The 14,459-nt window shown below is 60.8% G+C and carries 10 protein-coding genes; 7 read left to right on the top strand and 3 right to left on the bottom strand.

Features of this window, described 5'->3' with window-relative positions; translation table 11 throughout:
- Positions 1-11: 11 nt before the first annotated feature.
- The 5 genes from ACYZUA_RS14970 (at position 12) to ACYZUA_RS14950 (ending at position 7,777) form a co-directional block, all read left to right on the top strand.
- The gene (locus tag ACYZUA_RS14970) at positions 12-1,586 is read left to right on the top strand and encodes an ABC transporter ATP-binding protein (RefSeq protein WP_461959463.1); all 1,575 of its coding nucleotides are present in this window, start codon (positions 12-14) and stop codon (positions 1,584-1,586) included.
- Positions 1,587-1,748: 162 nt separating this feature from the next.
- Positions 1,749-3,164 (top strand): sigma-54 interaction domain-containing protein, encoded by a 1,416-nt coding sequence (locus ACYZUA_RS14965; RefSeq protein WP_461959462.1) that lies wholly within the window; start codon positions 1,749-1,751, stop codon positions 3,162-3,164.
- Between the two features lie 298 nt (positions 3,165-3,462).
- A complete protein-coding gene (locus ACYZUA_RS14960; RefSeq protein WP_461959461.1) occupies positions 3,463-4,854 on the top strand; it encodes a GntP family permease in 1,392 nt (463 codons plus the stop codon).
- A 7-nt stretch (positions 4,855-4,861) separates the two neighbouring features.
- On the top strand, positions 4,862-5,635 hold the full coding sequence (locus ACYZUA_RS14955) for a 3-hydroxybutyrate dehydrogenase (RefSeq protein ID WP_461959460.1): 774 nt from the start codon (positions 4,862-4,864) through the stop codon (positions 5,633-5,635).
- Between the two features lie 186 nt (positions 5,636-5,821).
- Complete coding sequence (locus tag ACYZUA_RS14950; RefSeq protein WP_461959459.1) at positions 5,822-7,777, top strand: acetoacetate--CoA ligase; 1,956 nt, start codon at positions 5,822-5,824, stop codon at positions 7,775-7,777.
- A 112-nt stretch (positions 7,778-7,889) separates the two neighbouring features.
- Here the strand turns inward: ACYZUA_RS14950 and ACYZUA_RS14945 are convergent, their stop codons facing one another.
- Positions 7,890-8,999, bottom strand: a complete 1,110-nt coding sequence (locus ACYZUA_RS14945; RefSeq protein ID WP_461959458.1) for a PilT/PilU family type 4a pilus ATPase — start codon at positions 8,997-8,999, stop codon at positions 7,890-7,892.
- 119 nt (positions 9,000-9,118) lie between these two features.
- Here ACYZUA_RS14945 and ACYZUA_RS14940 point away from each other — a divergent pair, with 119 nt between their 5' ends.
- Positions 9,119-11,656 carry a hybrid sensor histidine kinase/response regulator gene (locus tag ACYZUA_RS14940; RefSeq protein ID WP_461959457.1) on the top strand — a complete coding sequence of 846 codons (2,538 nt, stop codon included), beginning with the start codon at positions 9,119-9,121 and terminating at the stop codon, positions 11,654-11,656.
- A 67-nt stretch (positions 11,657-11,723) separates the two neighbouring features.
- Positions 11,724-11,999 (top strand): peptidylprolyl isomerase, encoded by a 276-nt coding sequence (locus ACYZUA_RS14935; protein WP_007898282.1) that lies wholly within the window; start codon positions 11,724-11,726, stop codon positions 11,997-11,999.
- Between the two features lie 135 nt (positions 12,000-12,134).
- Here ACYZUA_RS14935 and ACYZUA_RS14930 read toward each other — a convergent pair whose 3' ends face one another.
- Entirely contained in the window at positions 12,135-13,070 is a 936-nt protein-coding gene (locus ACYZUA_RS14930; RefSeq protein ID WP_461959456.1) for a sugar kinase, read from the bottom strand.
- 150 nt (positions 13,071-13,220) lie between these two features.
- Positions 13,221-14,438 (bottom strand): amino acid deaminase, encoded by a 1,218-nt coding sequence (locus tag ACYZUA_RS14925; RefSeq protein WP_461959455.1) that lies wholly within the window; start codon positions 14,436-14,438, stop codon positions 13,221-13,223.
- Positions 14,439-14,459 lie beyond the last annotated feature (21 nt).

Here is a 14,459-nt window from a genome sequence, read left to right as displayed (position 1 = left end):
GGACGGCTGACATGAGTAACAACCTGATCGAAATCCGTGACCTGCGCGTCGCCTTCAGTGGCCAGACCGTGGTGCGCAATCTGTGCCTGGACATCCGCCCCGGTGAATGCCTGGCACTGGTGGGCGAGTCGGGCTGCGGCAAATCGGTGACCGCTCACTCGATCCTGCAACTGTTGCCCGAGACCGGCACCGAAACCACGGGCAGTATTCGCTACCGTGGTCGGGAGCTGCTCGGCGCGTCGTCCAAGGTGCTGCGAGAACTGCGGGGTAACCGCATCGCGATGATCTTCCAGGAGCCGATGACCTCGCTCAATCCGCTGCACAGCATCGAAAAGCAGATCGGCGAAACCCTGTTGCTGCACAAGGGCCTGGCCGGTAAAGCGGCGCAAGCGCGGATCCTCGAGTTGCTGCATCTGGTCGGCATTCAGAAACCCAAAGAGCGGCTTAAGGCCTATCCCCATCAATTGTCCGGCGGCCAGCGGCAACGGGTGATGATCGCCATGGCCCTGGCCTGCGAACCGGAGTTGCTGATCGCCGACGAGCCGACCACCGCGCTCGACGTGACAGTGCAGCGCAAGATCCTGCTGCTGCTCAAATCCCTGCAACAACGTCTCGGCATGTCGCTGCTGCTGATCAGTCACGACCTCAATCTGGTGCGCAGCATTGCCCAACGAGTCTGCGTGATGAAGGCTGGGGAAATCGTCGAGCAGGCACCGTGCGAAACATTATTTACCGAACCAAAACATCCTTACAGCTGCGTGCTGCTGAACGCGGAACCGGAAGGTGAAGCGCTGCCCCGGGACGAGCGCGAGAACGTGCTTGAGGTAGATGACTTGCGGGTGCAGTTCGTCCTCGGTGGCGGGCTGTTTCAGCGCAAGACCTACCTGAAGGCCGTGGACGGCATCAGCCTGAACATTCAACGCGGCAAGACGCTGGGCATTGTGGGCGAATCCGGCTCCGGCAAGTCGACGCTGGGTCAGGCGATCCTGCGCTTGCTCGATTCCGAAGGCGGCATTCGCTTTCAGGGCGAGGCGCTGGACGGCCTGACGCAAAAACAGCTACGGCCGTGGCGCAAGAAAATGCAGGTGGTGTTCCAGGACCCGTTCGGTAGCCTCAGCCCACGGATGTCGGTGGCACAGATCATCAGTGAAGGCCTTGAGGTACACAGCCAGTTGACCGTTGACGAATGCAAAGCCGAAGTGATTCGGGCGCTGGAGGAAGTCGGCCTCGACCCGCAAAGTCGCCATCGCTACCCGCACGAGTTTTCTGGCGGCCAACGCCAACGCATCGCCATCGCCCGGGCGCTGGTGCTGAAACCGGCGCTGATCCTGCTGGACGAACCGACCTCGGCACTGGATCGCACGGTGCAAAAACAAGTGGTCGCCCTGCTCCGCCAGCTTCAGGAAAAACATGGCCTGACCTACCTGTTCATCAGCCACGACCTGGCGGTGGTCCGTGCCCTGGCTCACGACATGATCGTGATCAAGGACGGCAAAGTCGTGGAAAGCGGTGCCAGCCACAACGTGTTCGATTCGCCGCAGCATCCGTATACCAAGGAGCTGTTGGCGGCGGCGCATCCACGGTAGGCATAATCTGCGTCATGCCGTTGAACCGCGCGGCCCCCAATCGCGAGCAAGCTCGGCTCCTACAGAGGGCGCGGTGTGACCTGAACACCGCGCCCTCTGTAGGAGCCGAGCTTGCTCGCGATTAGGCCCGCACAGACACTACACATTTTGGACATGACGCCCATGAACACCACCGAAAGCCTCAAGGACTACCAGCGTGTTCGCCTGCTGGCGATCCGTTCGTTGTTCGAGATCATCGAGCAGTCCAGCGAAGGCACGGTGATTGTCGACCGCGATGCCAACATCGTCTGGATGAACGAGCGCTACGCACGGCGCTTTGGCCTGGAATCGGCGGAAGTGGCGATCGGCAAGGCCTGCGAAAGCGTGATCCCTGGCAGTCTGTTGCGCGAGGTGGTGCGCACTGGTCGGCCGATTTTGCTCGATATGCAGGACACCCCCAAAGAACCACTGGTGGTGATGCGCCTGCCGATTCATGACGACGCCGGCGTGGTGATCGGCGCCATCGGGTTTGCGCTGTTCGACGAATTGCGCAGCCTCTCGCCGATGCTCAAGCGCTACATGAGCATGCAGGAAGAACTGGCCTCCACCCGCTCGCTGCTGCGAGCGCGGCAGACCAAGTACAACTTCGCGCACTTCATCGGCACCAGCGCCGCCAGCCTCGAAGTCAAACGCCGTGCCCGACGCAGTGCCAGCGCGGAATCCCCGGTGTTGCTGCTCGGTGAAACCGGCACCGGCAAAGAACTGCTGGCCCAAGCCATTCACGGCGCTTCGCCACGCGCGCACAAAGCCTTTGTCAGCATCAACAGCGCGGCGATTCCCGAATCCTTGCTGGAAGCGGAATTCTTCGGCACCGCGCCCGGCGCGTTTACCGGCGCTGATCGCAAGGGTCGTGCCGGCAAGTTGCAGATCGCCCAGGGCGGCACACTGTTTCTCGATGAAATCGGCGACATGCCGTTGCCACTGCAAAGCAAATTGCTGCGTGTACTGCAGGAGAAAGAATTCGAGCCGGTGGGTTCCAACGAAGTGATCCAGAGCGATGTGCGGGTGATTGCCGCGACCTCAACGGATCTGGAAGCGGCGATCAAACGCGGCGAGTTTCGCGCCGACCTGTATTACCGCCTCAACGTGCTGCCGATCCAGGTCCCGCCGCTGCGTGATCGACTCGACGATCTTCCGGCTCTCAGTGAAGCCATTCTGGAAGAACTGCGCAGTCAGCACGAGTTGAACCGCGAAGCCCTGGAACTGCTGGGTCAACATGCCTGGCCGGGGAATATTCGTGAGCTGCGCAATGTGCTGGAGCGCGCGGCGCTGCTCAGTGATGACTTGATGTTGAATGCCACGGATATCCGCGCGGCGATTGGCACGTTCACACCGGTGGAGCGCACGACGCCCCTGATGATTGAATCGGTTGCGCATGAGACCTTCAGCGAGGCTCGGGAGCGATTTGACCGGCAATTGATTGAATCCGCGCTGGCGCAATGCGGGGGGAAAGTAATTGAAGCGGCGGCACGGTTGGGGCTGGGGCGGTCGACGTTGTACAAGAAGATGGCGTCGTTGGGGATTGCCGAGTCTCTATAGAGAGACATAGATCTCTATTGGTAGATATGGGCTCATCGCGGGCAAGCCTTGCTCCTACAGGGGGGCGGCGCACACAAATCAAGCGACTGCCATAACCCCCTGTAGGAGCAAGGCTTGCCCGCGAAGGCGTCCGTCCAACCACCGATATTCTCAAAACAGAGACGAAATCCGAGAGCGTCACTGAAAACAAGCAATATTTCCTTATATTTCAAACAGTTAGCTATCTGGCACGAAACCCGCTAAAGCCCTCTCCCACAACAGATCCACCCTACAAAAATAACAATCCAGGAGACACACCATGAGTGTGATCATTGCCTTGGCAGCGCTCACGCTGCTAATGCTCGCGGCCTACCGTGGCTACAGCGTTATCCTCTTTGCCCCGATTGCCGCCCTCGGCGCCGTGCTGCTCACCGATCCTTCCGCCGTCGCCCCCGCCTTCACCGGGGTGTTCATGGAGAAAATGGTCGGCTTCATAAAACTGTATTTCCCGGTGTTCCTGCTTGGTGCGGTGTTCGGCAAGCTGATCGAGCTGTCAGGCTTTTCGCGCTCCATCGTCGCCGCGGCGATTCGCGTTCTCGGCACGAGTCAGGCGATGCTGGTGATCGTGCTGGTCTGCGCCCTGCTGACTTACGGCGGCGTATCGCTGTTCGTGGTGGTGTTCGCGGTCTACCCGTTTGCTGCTGAAATGTTCCGCCAGAGCAATATTCCCAAGCGTCTCATTCCGGCGACCATCGCCCTCGGCGCCTTCTCGTTCACCATGGACGCCCTGCCCGGCACCCCGCAAATCCAGAACATCATCCCCAGCACCTTCTTCAACACCACCGCCTGGGCCGCGCCTTGGCTGGGCCTGATCGGCGCGATCTTCGTGGTCTGCGCCGGCATGCTGTTCCTCCAGCGCCAGCGCAACAAAGCGCAGCACGCCGGTGAAGGGTATGGCACCGATCTGCGCAACGAGCCGGAAACCGCTGCCGACATCAAACTGCCCAACCCGTGGATCGCCGTGTCGCCGCTGCTGGCCGTCGGCGTCATGAACCTGCTGTTTACCCAGTGGATTCCGCAGTGGTACGGCAAAACCCACAGCCTCGCGCTGCCGGGCATGGCCGCGCCGGTGACCACTGAAATCGCTAAACTCACGGCGATCTGGGCCGTTCAGGCAGCCTTGCTGGTCGGCATCATCATGGTGCTGGTATTCGGCTTCCAGGCGATTCGCGGCAAGTTGGCCGAAGGCAGCAGAAGCGCGGTCGGCGGTTCGTTGCTGGCGGCGATGAACACCGCGTCGGAGTACGGCTTTGGCGCGGTGATCGCCTCGTTGCCGGGCTTCCTGGTATTGGCCGACTGGCTCAAGAGCATTCCCAATCCGCTGGTCAACGAAGCGATTACTGTAACCCTGCTGGCCGGCATCACCGGCTCTGCGTCGGGCGGTATGAGCATTGCACTGGCGGCCATGGCCAATGACTTCATCGCAGCGGCCCACGCGGCCAACATCCCGCTGGAAGTGCTGCACCGGGTGGCCGCGATGGCCAGTGGCGGCATGGACACCCTGCCGCACAATGGCGCAGTGATTACCTTGCTGGCGGTCACCGGCCTGACCCACCGCGAAGCCTACAAAGACATTTTCTGTATTACGCTGATCAAGACCCTGGCGGTTTTTGTGGTGATCGGTACTTTCTACGCCACTGGCATTGTGTGAGGTATTCATGACAACTCTTTCGGGCAAGACTGCACTGGTCACCGGTTCCACCAGCGGCATCGGCCTGGGCATCGCCCTCAGCCTGGCCAAGGCTGGCGCTAACCTGATCCTCAACGGTTTTGGTGATGCGTCCAAGGTGATTGCCGAGGTTGAGCAATTCGGGAGCAAGGTCGGCCATCACCCGGCTGACGTGAGCAACCCCGAGCATATCGCCGACATGATTGCCTACGCCGAGCGTGAGTTCGGCGGCGTGGACATTCTGGTCAACAATGCCGGCATCCAGCATGTGGCGTCGGTGGAGGATTTTCCGGTGGAGCGCTGGGATTCGATCATTGCGATCAACCTGTCGTCGGTATTCCACAGCACCCGCTTGAGCCTGCCAGGCATGCGCGCCAAGGGCTGGGGCCGGATCATCAACATCGCTTCGGTGCACGGCCAGGTCGGGTCCGTGGGCAAGGCGGCTTACGTGGCGGCCAAGCATGGGGTGATCGGTTTGACCAAGGTGGTGGGTTTGGAAACGGCGACCACCAACGTCACTTGCAACGCCATCTGCCCGGGCTGGGTGTTGACGCCACTGGTGCAGAAGCAGATTGATGACCGCATCGCCAAAGGGATCGACCCGCAACAGGCGCAACATGATTTGCTGGCTGAGAAGCAGCCTTCCCTGGAGTTTGTGACGCCGCCACAACTGGGCGAACTGGTGCTGTTTTTGTGCAGTGAGGCCGGTAGCCAGGTGCGAGGCGCGGCGTGGAATATTGATGGTGGGTGGTTGGCGCAGTAACCACCAGCAGACACCTGTGGCGAGGGGATTTATCCCCGTTGGGTGGCGAAGCCGCCCCAAACCCTGCGCTCTCGGTATGTCAGTCATAGCTGAGGTGCCGGTTTTGGGGCGGCTTCGCCACCCAACGGGGATAAATCCCCTCGCCACAAAAGGCCGACTGAATGCATTAATAAGAAGAGGCAAGCCATGTCCGACATCCTCTGGCAACCCAGCGCCAAGCGCATCGGCAAGACCCGCATGGAGGCCTTCCGGCGCTTCATCAATCAGCGACACAACCTCCACGTCGACGACTACCCTGCCCTGCATCAATGGTCCATCGATCAGCGTGAAGCGTTCTGGCAGGCCATCGTCGATTTCTTCGACATCCGTTTCCACGATCAACCGGACGCTGTGCTGGTTGAGGGCGCGCAAATGCCCAGCGCCCAATGGTTTCCCGGCGCCACCCTGAACTTCGCCGAACACTTGATGCGCCGTCGCGACGATGCCGTGGCGGTCATTGCCATCGGCGAGAACGGCCAGCGTGAACACCTGACCTGGGCAGAACTGGGCGAGCATGTCGCCGGGTTTCAGAACAGCTTGAAAGCCGCCGGTGTCAGCCTCGGTGACCGCGTCGCGGCGTGCATGCCCAATACCTGGCAAACCCTCGTGGCGATGCTCGGCACCACCAGTTTGGGAGCGATCTGGTCCTGCTCCTCACCGGACTTCGGCACCCAGGGCGTCATCGACCGTTTCGGTCAGATCGAGCCGAAAGTGCTGATCACCTGCGCCGGTTACCGCTATGCCGGCAAGGACATCGACCAGACCGCCAAGGTCAATGAAATCCTTGAACGCCTGCCGTCCTTGCAGCAGTTGATTGTCGTGCCTTACGCCCAACCGCAAGCGCACATCGAACACTTCCATACCCGGGCCAACGTGACGCTCTGGGATGATTTCTACGACGTGGGCGGCGAGCCGGATTTCGTCCCGGTGCCCTTCGCGCATCCGCTGTATATCCTCTATTCCAGCGGCACCACTGGCGTGCCGAAATGCATCATTCACAGCACTGGCGGTGTGTTGTTGCAACACGTCAAGGAACATGGCCTGCATTGCGATCTCGGCCCCAGTGACCGGTTGTTCTACTACACCACCTGCGGCTGGATGATGTGGAACTGGCTGGTCTCGGCACTGGCCGTGGACAGCGCGGTGGTGCTGTACGACGGCTCGCCATTTCATCCCGCCCCCGAGCGTCTGATCGACCTGATCGACGACGAACGCATCAGTGTCTTCGGCACCAGCCCCAAGTACCTCGCGACCCTGGAAAGCAGCGGCATCAAACCTCGCGAAAATCATGACCTGAGCAGCCTCAAAACCCTGCTGTGCACCGGTTCCGCGTTGTCGCCGCAGAGTTACGACTACGTCTACCGCGACCTCAAGCCTGACCTGTGCCTGGCCTCGATGTCCGGCGGCACCGACATCGTTTCGTGCTTTGTGAACAGCAATCCGCTGCAACCGGTACGCCGTGGCGAGATACAAGGCAAAAGCCTGGGTATGTCGGTGGAAGTCTGGAACGACAACGGTCAGCCGGTGATCGGCGAAAAAGGTGAGCTGGTGTGCACCCGGCACTTCCCGGCAATCCCCATCGGGTTCTGGAATGACCCCCAGCAGGAAAAGCTTCGCGCCTCGTATTTCAGTCAATTCCCCGGTGTCTGGGCCCAAGGCGATTACGCAGAACAGTTGCCCCATGGCGCGATGATGATCCACGGACGCTCCGACGCCGTGCTCAACCCCGGCGGCGTGCGCATCGGCACCGCGGAAATCTACCGTCAGGTGGAGAAAGTCCCACAGGTTCTGGACAGCGTGGCCATCGGTCAGCAGTGGCAGGAGGACGTGCGGGTGGTGCTGTTCGTGCGGTTGCGCGACGGCGTCGAACTGGACGACGCGCTGCAACAACAGATCCGCCAGGTCATCCGCGCCAACACCACACCGCGGCATGTGCCGGCGAAGATTGTTGCGGTGACGGACATTCCACGGACGATCAGTGGCAAGGTTGTCGAGTTGGCCGTGAGGAATGTGGTGCATGGCCAGAAGGTGAAGAATACCGATGCGTTGGCCAATCCCGAGGCGCTGGAACAATTCCGCGACCGCTCGGAACTCCTTGATTGACAGAGATCGAGTGTGGGAGCGGGCTTGCTCGCGAAGGCGTCGGGTCAGTCAATATAAATGTCGACTGACACACCGCCTTCGCGAGCAAGCCCGCTCCCACATTGGATTTATGTCAGTCCATTAATCCCCATTCACCCGGAGGTGCATGGGGGCCTGGTGATGCTTCGGCGTGCAGCTTCAGCCGCAGACGCAAATTGTTCACCGAATCCGCATGCTTCAACGCTTCCTCCTCATCGATAGCCCCTTCTGCGACCAACTCGAATAGCGCACCGTCAAACGTCTGCATTCCCAGCTCCACAGACTTCTCCATGATTCCCTTGAGCTCTGAAAACTCATTGCGCCGGATCAAATCGCCAATGGTCGGCGTACCCAGCATCACCTCCACCGCTGCCCGTCGCTGACCGTTGCGGGTATGCACCAGGCGCTGGGACACGAACGCTTTCAGGTTGTTGCCCAGATCATGAAGCAACTGCGTACGGCGCTCCTCGGGGAAGAAGTTGATGATCCGGTCCAGCGCCTGATGGGCGTTGTGGGCATGCAGCGTGGAAATCACCAGATGACCGGTATCGGCAAACGCCAGTGCATGCTCCATTGTCTCGCGGTCACGGATTTCGCCGATCAGCACGACGTCCGGTGCCTGGCGCAGGGTATTTTTCAATGCGGCGTGAAAACTGCGGGTATCGACGCCGACCTCACGCTGGTTGATGATCGACTTCTTGTGCCGATGGATGTACTCGACCGGGTCTTCAATGGTGATGATGTGGCCACTGCTGTGGCGATTGCGGTAGTCGATCAATGCCGCCAGCGAGGTTGACTTGCCCGAGCCGGTAGCACCGACGAACAGCATCAGTCCCTGTTTGAGCATCACCGTTTCGAGGAGCACCGGCGGCAGCTTGAGGTCTTCGAAACGCGGAATGTCGAGTTTGATGTTGCGCGCCACGATCGACACATCGTTGCGTTGTTTGAAGATATTGACCCGAAAGCGCCCGACACCTGGCAAAGAAATCGCCAGGTTCATCTCCAGCTCCCGATCGAACTCCAGACGCTGTTCGGCGTCCATGATGGACGCGGCAATGGCCGCGATTTCACCCGGTTTGAACGGCTGATCGGCCAAGGGTTTGAGCACCCCCTCGAACCGTGCGCTGGGTGGCGCACCGGTAGACAGATAAAGATCGGAGCCATTCTGGCTGGCCAGGAGCCTTAACAGTGCGTCGATTTCCATGGCAAAAAGCACCCGCGAAGCATTCAATGAATAAAATGACCCAAAAAGGGTCATACAGCGTCTACTGCGGTACAAGGATAGTTGACACCGCTACACCGACTTAAGTGCAGGACATTTTGATGAACGCATCACCGACCGGCAGCGATGCACAGGCCTTGATTGCCCGACTGGACTGGAGACGCAGTCCGCTGGGCGCTGCCAATACCTGGCCGCAAAGCCTGCGAACCGCCGTGGATATCGTGATTCATTCGCCGATGCCCATGCTGTTGCTGTGGGGGCCGCAGCTCACGCAGATCTACAACGACGGTTTCGCCCTGCTGGCCGGCAGCAAGCATCCACACGCATTCGGACAGCCGACACACCTGATCTGGCCAGAGTTAAAAGACTTTACCGACCCCATTTACAGCGCCGTCCTACAAGGGCAGGTGCGGACCTACAGCGAACAGCGCTTCACCTTGCAGCGTAACGGCCATGATTCCGACTTCTGGCTGGACCTGACCTACAGCCCCATCCGCGATGAAAGCGCCCAAGTCGCCGGGATCCTGGTGACCGCCATCGAAACCAACGAACGCCGACGCATCGCCCTCGAACTCGAGCAGCGTTCGGCCGCCAGCCTCAAGGCCCAGCACGAAACCGAGGAGCGTCTGCAACTGGCCCTCGCGGCCACCGACGCCGTCGGCACCTGGGACTGGGACATAAACGAAGACCGCTTCATCGCCGACACCCACTTCGCCCAGTTACACGGTATCGACCCGCAGCTCGCCAATCAGTTGCCCATCAGCGCCTACCTTCAGGGGGTACACCCGCAAGACCGCGCCATGGTCACCCGCAGCATCAAGCACTCGATCACCCACGCCACCGAGTACGCCGAGGAATATCGCCTGCTGCAAGCCGACGGCCAACTGCGCTGGGTGTTTGCTCGAGGTCGTTGTTACAAGGACCACCATGGCCGGCCGATCCGCTTCCTCGGCGCCGCCCTGGACCTGACCGAACGCAAACACACCGAACAAGCCCTGCGGCAAAGTCAGACCGAGCTGCAACTGATCATCAACGCCATGCCGATCCTGATCAGCTACGTGGACAGCGAGGAACGCTTTCGCCTGAACAATGCAGCCTACCTCGACTGGTACGGGCTGACGCCCCAGGAGCTCTTTGGCAAAACCATCCGTGAAGTACTGGGTGACGAAGCCTATGCCTTGCGCGCCGAATACATCGCCCAGGCGCTGTCCGGCAAGCCTTGTAGTTTCAGCATCAGCACCCCGCACCGTGACGGCAGCACCCGTCATGCCCTGATGAACTACTTGCCGCGCCACGGCGCGGATGGTGCGGTGAATGGTTTCTATATCTTTGTGATTGACGAAACCGAGCGCAAACAGACCGAAGAAGCCCTGCGTAATCTCAACGAAACGCTCGAGGAACGAGTTGCCGCCCGCACCCAACAACTGGCCGAAGCCAACCAGCGACTACAGAACGAGATGTTCGAACGCGAGCGCGCCGAAGAGGCGTTGCGCCATGCGCAGAAGATGGAAGCGCTCGGCCAGCTCACCGGCGGCATCGCCCATGATTTCAACAATATGCTCACCGGGATCATCGGCAGCCTCGACTTGATGCAGCGCTACATCGCCGACGGGCGCGCCGCCGAGGTGGGCCGCTTCACCGAGGCGGCGGTGTCCTCCGCCAACCGTGCCGCCGCCCTGACCCATCGTTTGCTGGCGTTTTCACGGCGTCAGTCACTGGACCGCAAACCGCTGAACGCCAATGATCTGATCCATTCCCTGGAAGATCTGCTCAGCCGGACCAAAGGAGACCACATCGAGCTCAAACTGCAACTGGCCGATAATGTCTGGCCGGTAAGCACCGACGTCAGCCAGCTGGAAAATGCGCTGCTCAATCTGGTGATCAACGCCCGGGACGCCATGCCCGATGGCGGCGAGTTGCGGATCGAAACGGCCAACGTTTACCTCGACAGCAGTGACATCAACACCCTGGAACCGATCAAGGCCGGGGATTATCTGATGATTGCCGTCAGCGACAACGGCACCGGCATGACACCGTCGGTGCTGGCCAAGGCCTTCGACCCGTTCTTCACCACCAAACCCATCGGCCAGGGCACCGGTCTTGGGCTGTCGATGATCTATGGATTTGCCCAGCAGTCGGGCGGTCATGTCAGCCTGTTCAGCTTGCCGGGCCAGGGCACCAGCGTCCGTCTGTACCTGCCGCGGCTGCACGCTGCAGAGCCCGAAAACATCCTGATGCCCGTCACCAGCGAAGCGCCAGCCGCGATCGCCGGTGAAACCGTGGTGTTGGTGGAGGACGACCCGGCGGTGCGCATGCTGGTGCTCGACCTGCTCAACGAGCTGGGTTATCACGCCCATGAAGCCAAAGACGCGAAGACCGCCCTGCCCCTGCTGGAGTCCGACCTGCGGGTCGATTTGCTGGTCACCGACGTCGGGCTGCCGGGAATGAACGGTCGGCAACTGGCGGAGATTGCGCGCCAGCACCGCCCCGAACTCAAGGTGCTGTTCATGACCGGTTACGCGGAAAAAGCCGCCGAACGCCAGGGCTTCCTGGAGGAAGGCATGGACATGGTCGCCAAGCCCTTTTCCATTGACCTGTTGGCCAACAAGATTCGCGCGATGATCGGCCAACCGGACTGAGTTAAGGCATAATCGCGCGCCCCGCTGTCGCCAACATAGCCACCACCGTTGCAAGGTACCTGCCCCAATGAAAGCTCAAGCCCGCCATATTCTGGTGAAAACCTCGGAAGAAGCCGAGCAGCTCAAACAACGCATCGCCAAGGGCGAAGCCTTCGATGTGCTGGCCAAGAAGTATTCCACCTGCCCGTCCGGCAAGCGCGGCGGCGACCTGGGTGAAGTGCGGCCCGGGCAGATGGTCGGGGTCATCGATGCGGTGATTTTCAAAAAACCGTTGCGTGTGGTGCATGGGCCGATCAAGAGCAAGTTCGGCTATCACCTGGTGCAGGTGTTTTACCGGGATTGATCGTTTGCCTGAGGGCCCTGTGGCGAGGGGATTTATCCCCGTTGGGTCGCGCAGCGGCCCCCAAAATGGGACTGCTGCGCAGTCCAACGGGGATAAATCCCCTCGCCACAGAACCCCCTCACCACAGGGATTGCATCAACTCTTCGGAATGAGTGCCCCCGGCACCTGAATCACCCGACTCGCCAACCGATGCCCCGCTTCAGCCGCCTCAACCGGGCTGCCTCCTTTCAGGCGCCTGGCCAAATACGCCGCGCTGAATGAATCCCCCGCCGCCGTGGTGTCCACCACCCGTTCGACTACCTGCGCCGGCACTTCAAACGACTCTCCATCACAACGAATCAGACACGCCTCGGCGCCACGCTTGAGTACCACTTCAGGCGTGCCAATCTGCTCGTATGCGGCAAACACCGCCTCGCAATCGGAAAAATCAAACAGCGCCTGTTCGTCATCGACAGTCAGCAATGCCAGGTCGACATAGGGCAGAACGCTGCGATAGGCCGCTCGTGCGTCCTCGATCGACGCCCACAAACGTGGCCGGTAGTTGTTGTCGAACACGATCCGCGCATCCCGCTGCCGGGCTTCGATCAGGGTTTCCAGCAATTTCTCCCGACCTTGCGCACCCAGTACCGCCAGGGTGATGCCACTGAAATACAGCACATCGTAATCCGGCAGCGACGCCAGGATCGGCGCGGCGGCCGGGGTGGTGAAACAATCGCGGACGGCCGCTTCATTACGCCAATAGAGAAAACGCCGCTCACCAGCGGCGTCAGTCTGGATGCAATACAAGCCGGGCAAGCGGCCGGGCAAACGCTGGACCATGCCCAGTCCGATGTTTTCGTCGGCCCAGCTCTGGCACATGGCATCGCTGAAACTGTCGTCGCCCAGGGCGGTGACGTAATCCACCGTGCCGCCCTCGCCCAATTCCCGGGACAGGTACACCGCCGTGTTCAAGGTATCGCCACCGAAACTTTGTTGCAGGCTGCCGTCGGCGCGTTGCTGCAACTCGATCATGCATTCGCCGATCAGGGCAATGCGCGGGGTGTTGGGGCCGAGGGTGCTGATGGTGTTCATTGTGGAGTCTCTGGTGTTTCGGTGTTGTCTGGCCGGCCGTCATCGTCGGATCGCCGCCCGGAGCAAGCTCAGCTCCTACAGGTCTTGTGTCGAGCCCCAATCCTGTAGGAGCCGAGCTTGCTCGCGATGGCCGCGCCTCGGTCTGGAGCCTTAGAAACAGGTTTCCATGGTTTCGATGACATTCAGCTGCTCATCCACCAGACACCCAATGCGCCACTTGTCGAACGTCAGGCACGGGTGCGAAGTACCAAAGGAAATGATGTCTCCCACCCGCAGCTCAACCCCCGGCGCCACGGTCATGAACGCATGCTGGTCCATCACTGCCGTCACCTGGCAGGCGCTGACGTCGTCGCCCGTCGCCGGCACCACGCCCGCCTTGTAACGCAACAGCGGCACCGGCAACCCGGCGTCGTAGGCCACGTCGCGTTTACCCAGGGCAATCACCGCAAAACCCGGTTCCGGCAACGACTGCACGTGAGCCCAGACTTCCAGCGCCGGGCGCAAGCCTTCGTGCAGGTCGCTGCGGCGGTCGAGGACGCAGCATTGCGCTTCTTTGTAGATGCCATGGTCGTGAGCCACATAGCTACCGGGACGCAGCACACTGAGGAAACGCCCGCCGGCGTTTTGCGCTTCGAAGGATTCAGCGATCAGGTCGTACCAGGCCGAACCCGACGCCGTGATGATCGGCTTGGGAATGGCGAACGCGCCGCTGTCCTGCAATTGCACGGCCAGGCGCACCAAAGAATCAGCGAACGCACGGATGCCGCTCACCGCGTGATCGCCGTGAATCACCCCTTCGTAGCCTTCGATCCCGGTCAGCGCCAGGGCCGGTTGTGCGGCAATGGCTTTGGCCAGCGCGACCACTTCGTCTTCCGTGCGGCAACCGCAACGACCGCCGACCACGCCGTACTCGATCATCACGTTCAGGCGCGCACCGCGCGAGGCGAAATACGCGCCGAGGTCAGCGACGTTGTCCGGGTGATCGACCATGCAGTGGAAATCGAAAGCAGGGTCTGCCAGCAGATCGGCGATCAACGCCATGTTCGGCGTGCCGACCAACTGATTGGCCATCAGCACCCGATGCACACCATGGGCGTAAGCCGCGCGGGTTTGCGTGGCGCTGGCCAGGGTGATGCCCCAGGCACCGGCGTCCAGTTGGCGACGAAACAGCGCCGGCGTCATGCTGGTTTTGCCATGCGGCGCCAGTTCAGCGCCGCTGTTGCTGACGAAGTTCTGCATCCAGCGAATGTTGTGTTCCAGCGCTTCGCGGTGCAGCACCAGCGCAGGCAGGCTGACGTCGCGTACCAGATTGGCGCCTGTGTGGGCAAAGCCCTTTTCCACGGTGGCAGTATTTTTGGCAGAAAACATGGTCGAACTCCTCACATTCAC

This window comes from Pseudomonas sp. LS2P72 (genome assembly GCF_054897865.1).
The sequence above is the reverse complement of the archived record's forward strand: the minus strand, read 5'-3'. Positions and strand labels throughout refer to the sequence as shown.

What these genes read in the sequence shown, in the direction of transcription:
- ACYZUA_RS14970 (WP_461959463.1), top strand. Translation starts at nt 12, where the DNA reads ATGAGTAACAACCTGATCGAAATCCGTGACCTGCGCGTCGCCTTCAGT.
- ACYZUA_RS14965 (WP_461959462.1), top strand. Translation starts at nt 1,749, where the DNA reads ATGAACACCACCGAAAGCCTCAAGGACTACCAGCGTGTTCGCCTGCTG.
- ACYZUA_RS14960 (WP_461959461.1), top strand. Translation starts at nt 3,463, where the DNA reads ATGAGTGTGATCATTGCCTTGGCAGCGCTCACGCTGCTAATGCTCGCG.
- ACYZUA_RS14955 (WP_461959460.1), top strand. Translation starts at nt 4,862, where the DNA reads ATGACAACTCTTTCGGGCAAGACTGCACTGGTCACCGGTTCCACCAGC.
- ACYZUA_RS14950 (WP_461959459.1), top strand. Translation starts at nt 5,822, where the DNA reads ATGTCCGACATCCTCTGGCAACCCAGCGCCAAGCGCATCGGCAAGACC.
- ACYZUA_RS14945 (WP_461959458.1), bottom strand. Translation starts at nt 8,999, where the DNA reads ATGGAAATCGACGCACTGTTAAGGCTCCTGGCCAGCCAGAATGGCTCC.
- ACYZUA_RS14940 (WP_461959457.1), top strand. Translation starts at nt 9,119, where the DNA reads ATGAACGCATCACCGACCGGCAGCGATGCACAGGCCTTGATTGCCCGA.
- ACYZUA_RS14935 (WP_007898282.1), top strand. Translation starts at nt 11,724, where the DNA reads ATGAAAGCTCAAGCCCGCCATATTCTGGTGAAAACCTCGGAAGAAGCC.
- ACYZUA_RS14930 (WP_461959456.1), bottom strand. Translation starts at nt 13,070, where the DNA reads ATGAACACCATCAGCACCCTCGGCCCCAACACCCCGCGCATTGCCCTG.
- ACYZUA_RS14925 (WP_461959455.1), bottom strand. Translation starts at nt 14,438, where the DNA reads ATGTTTTCTGCCAAAAATACTGCCACCGTGGAAAAGGGCTTTGCCCAC.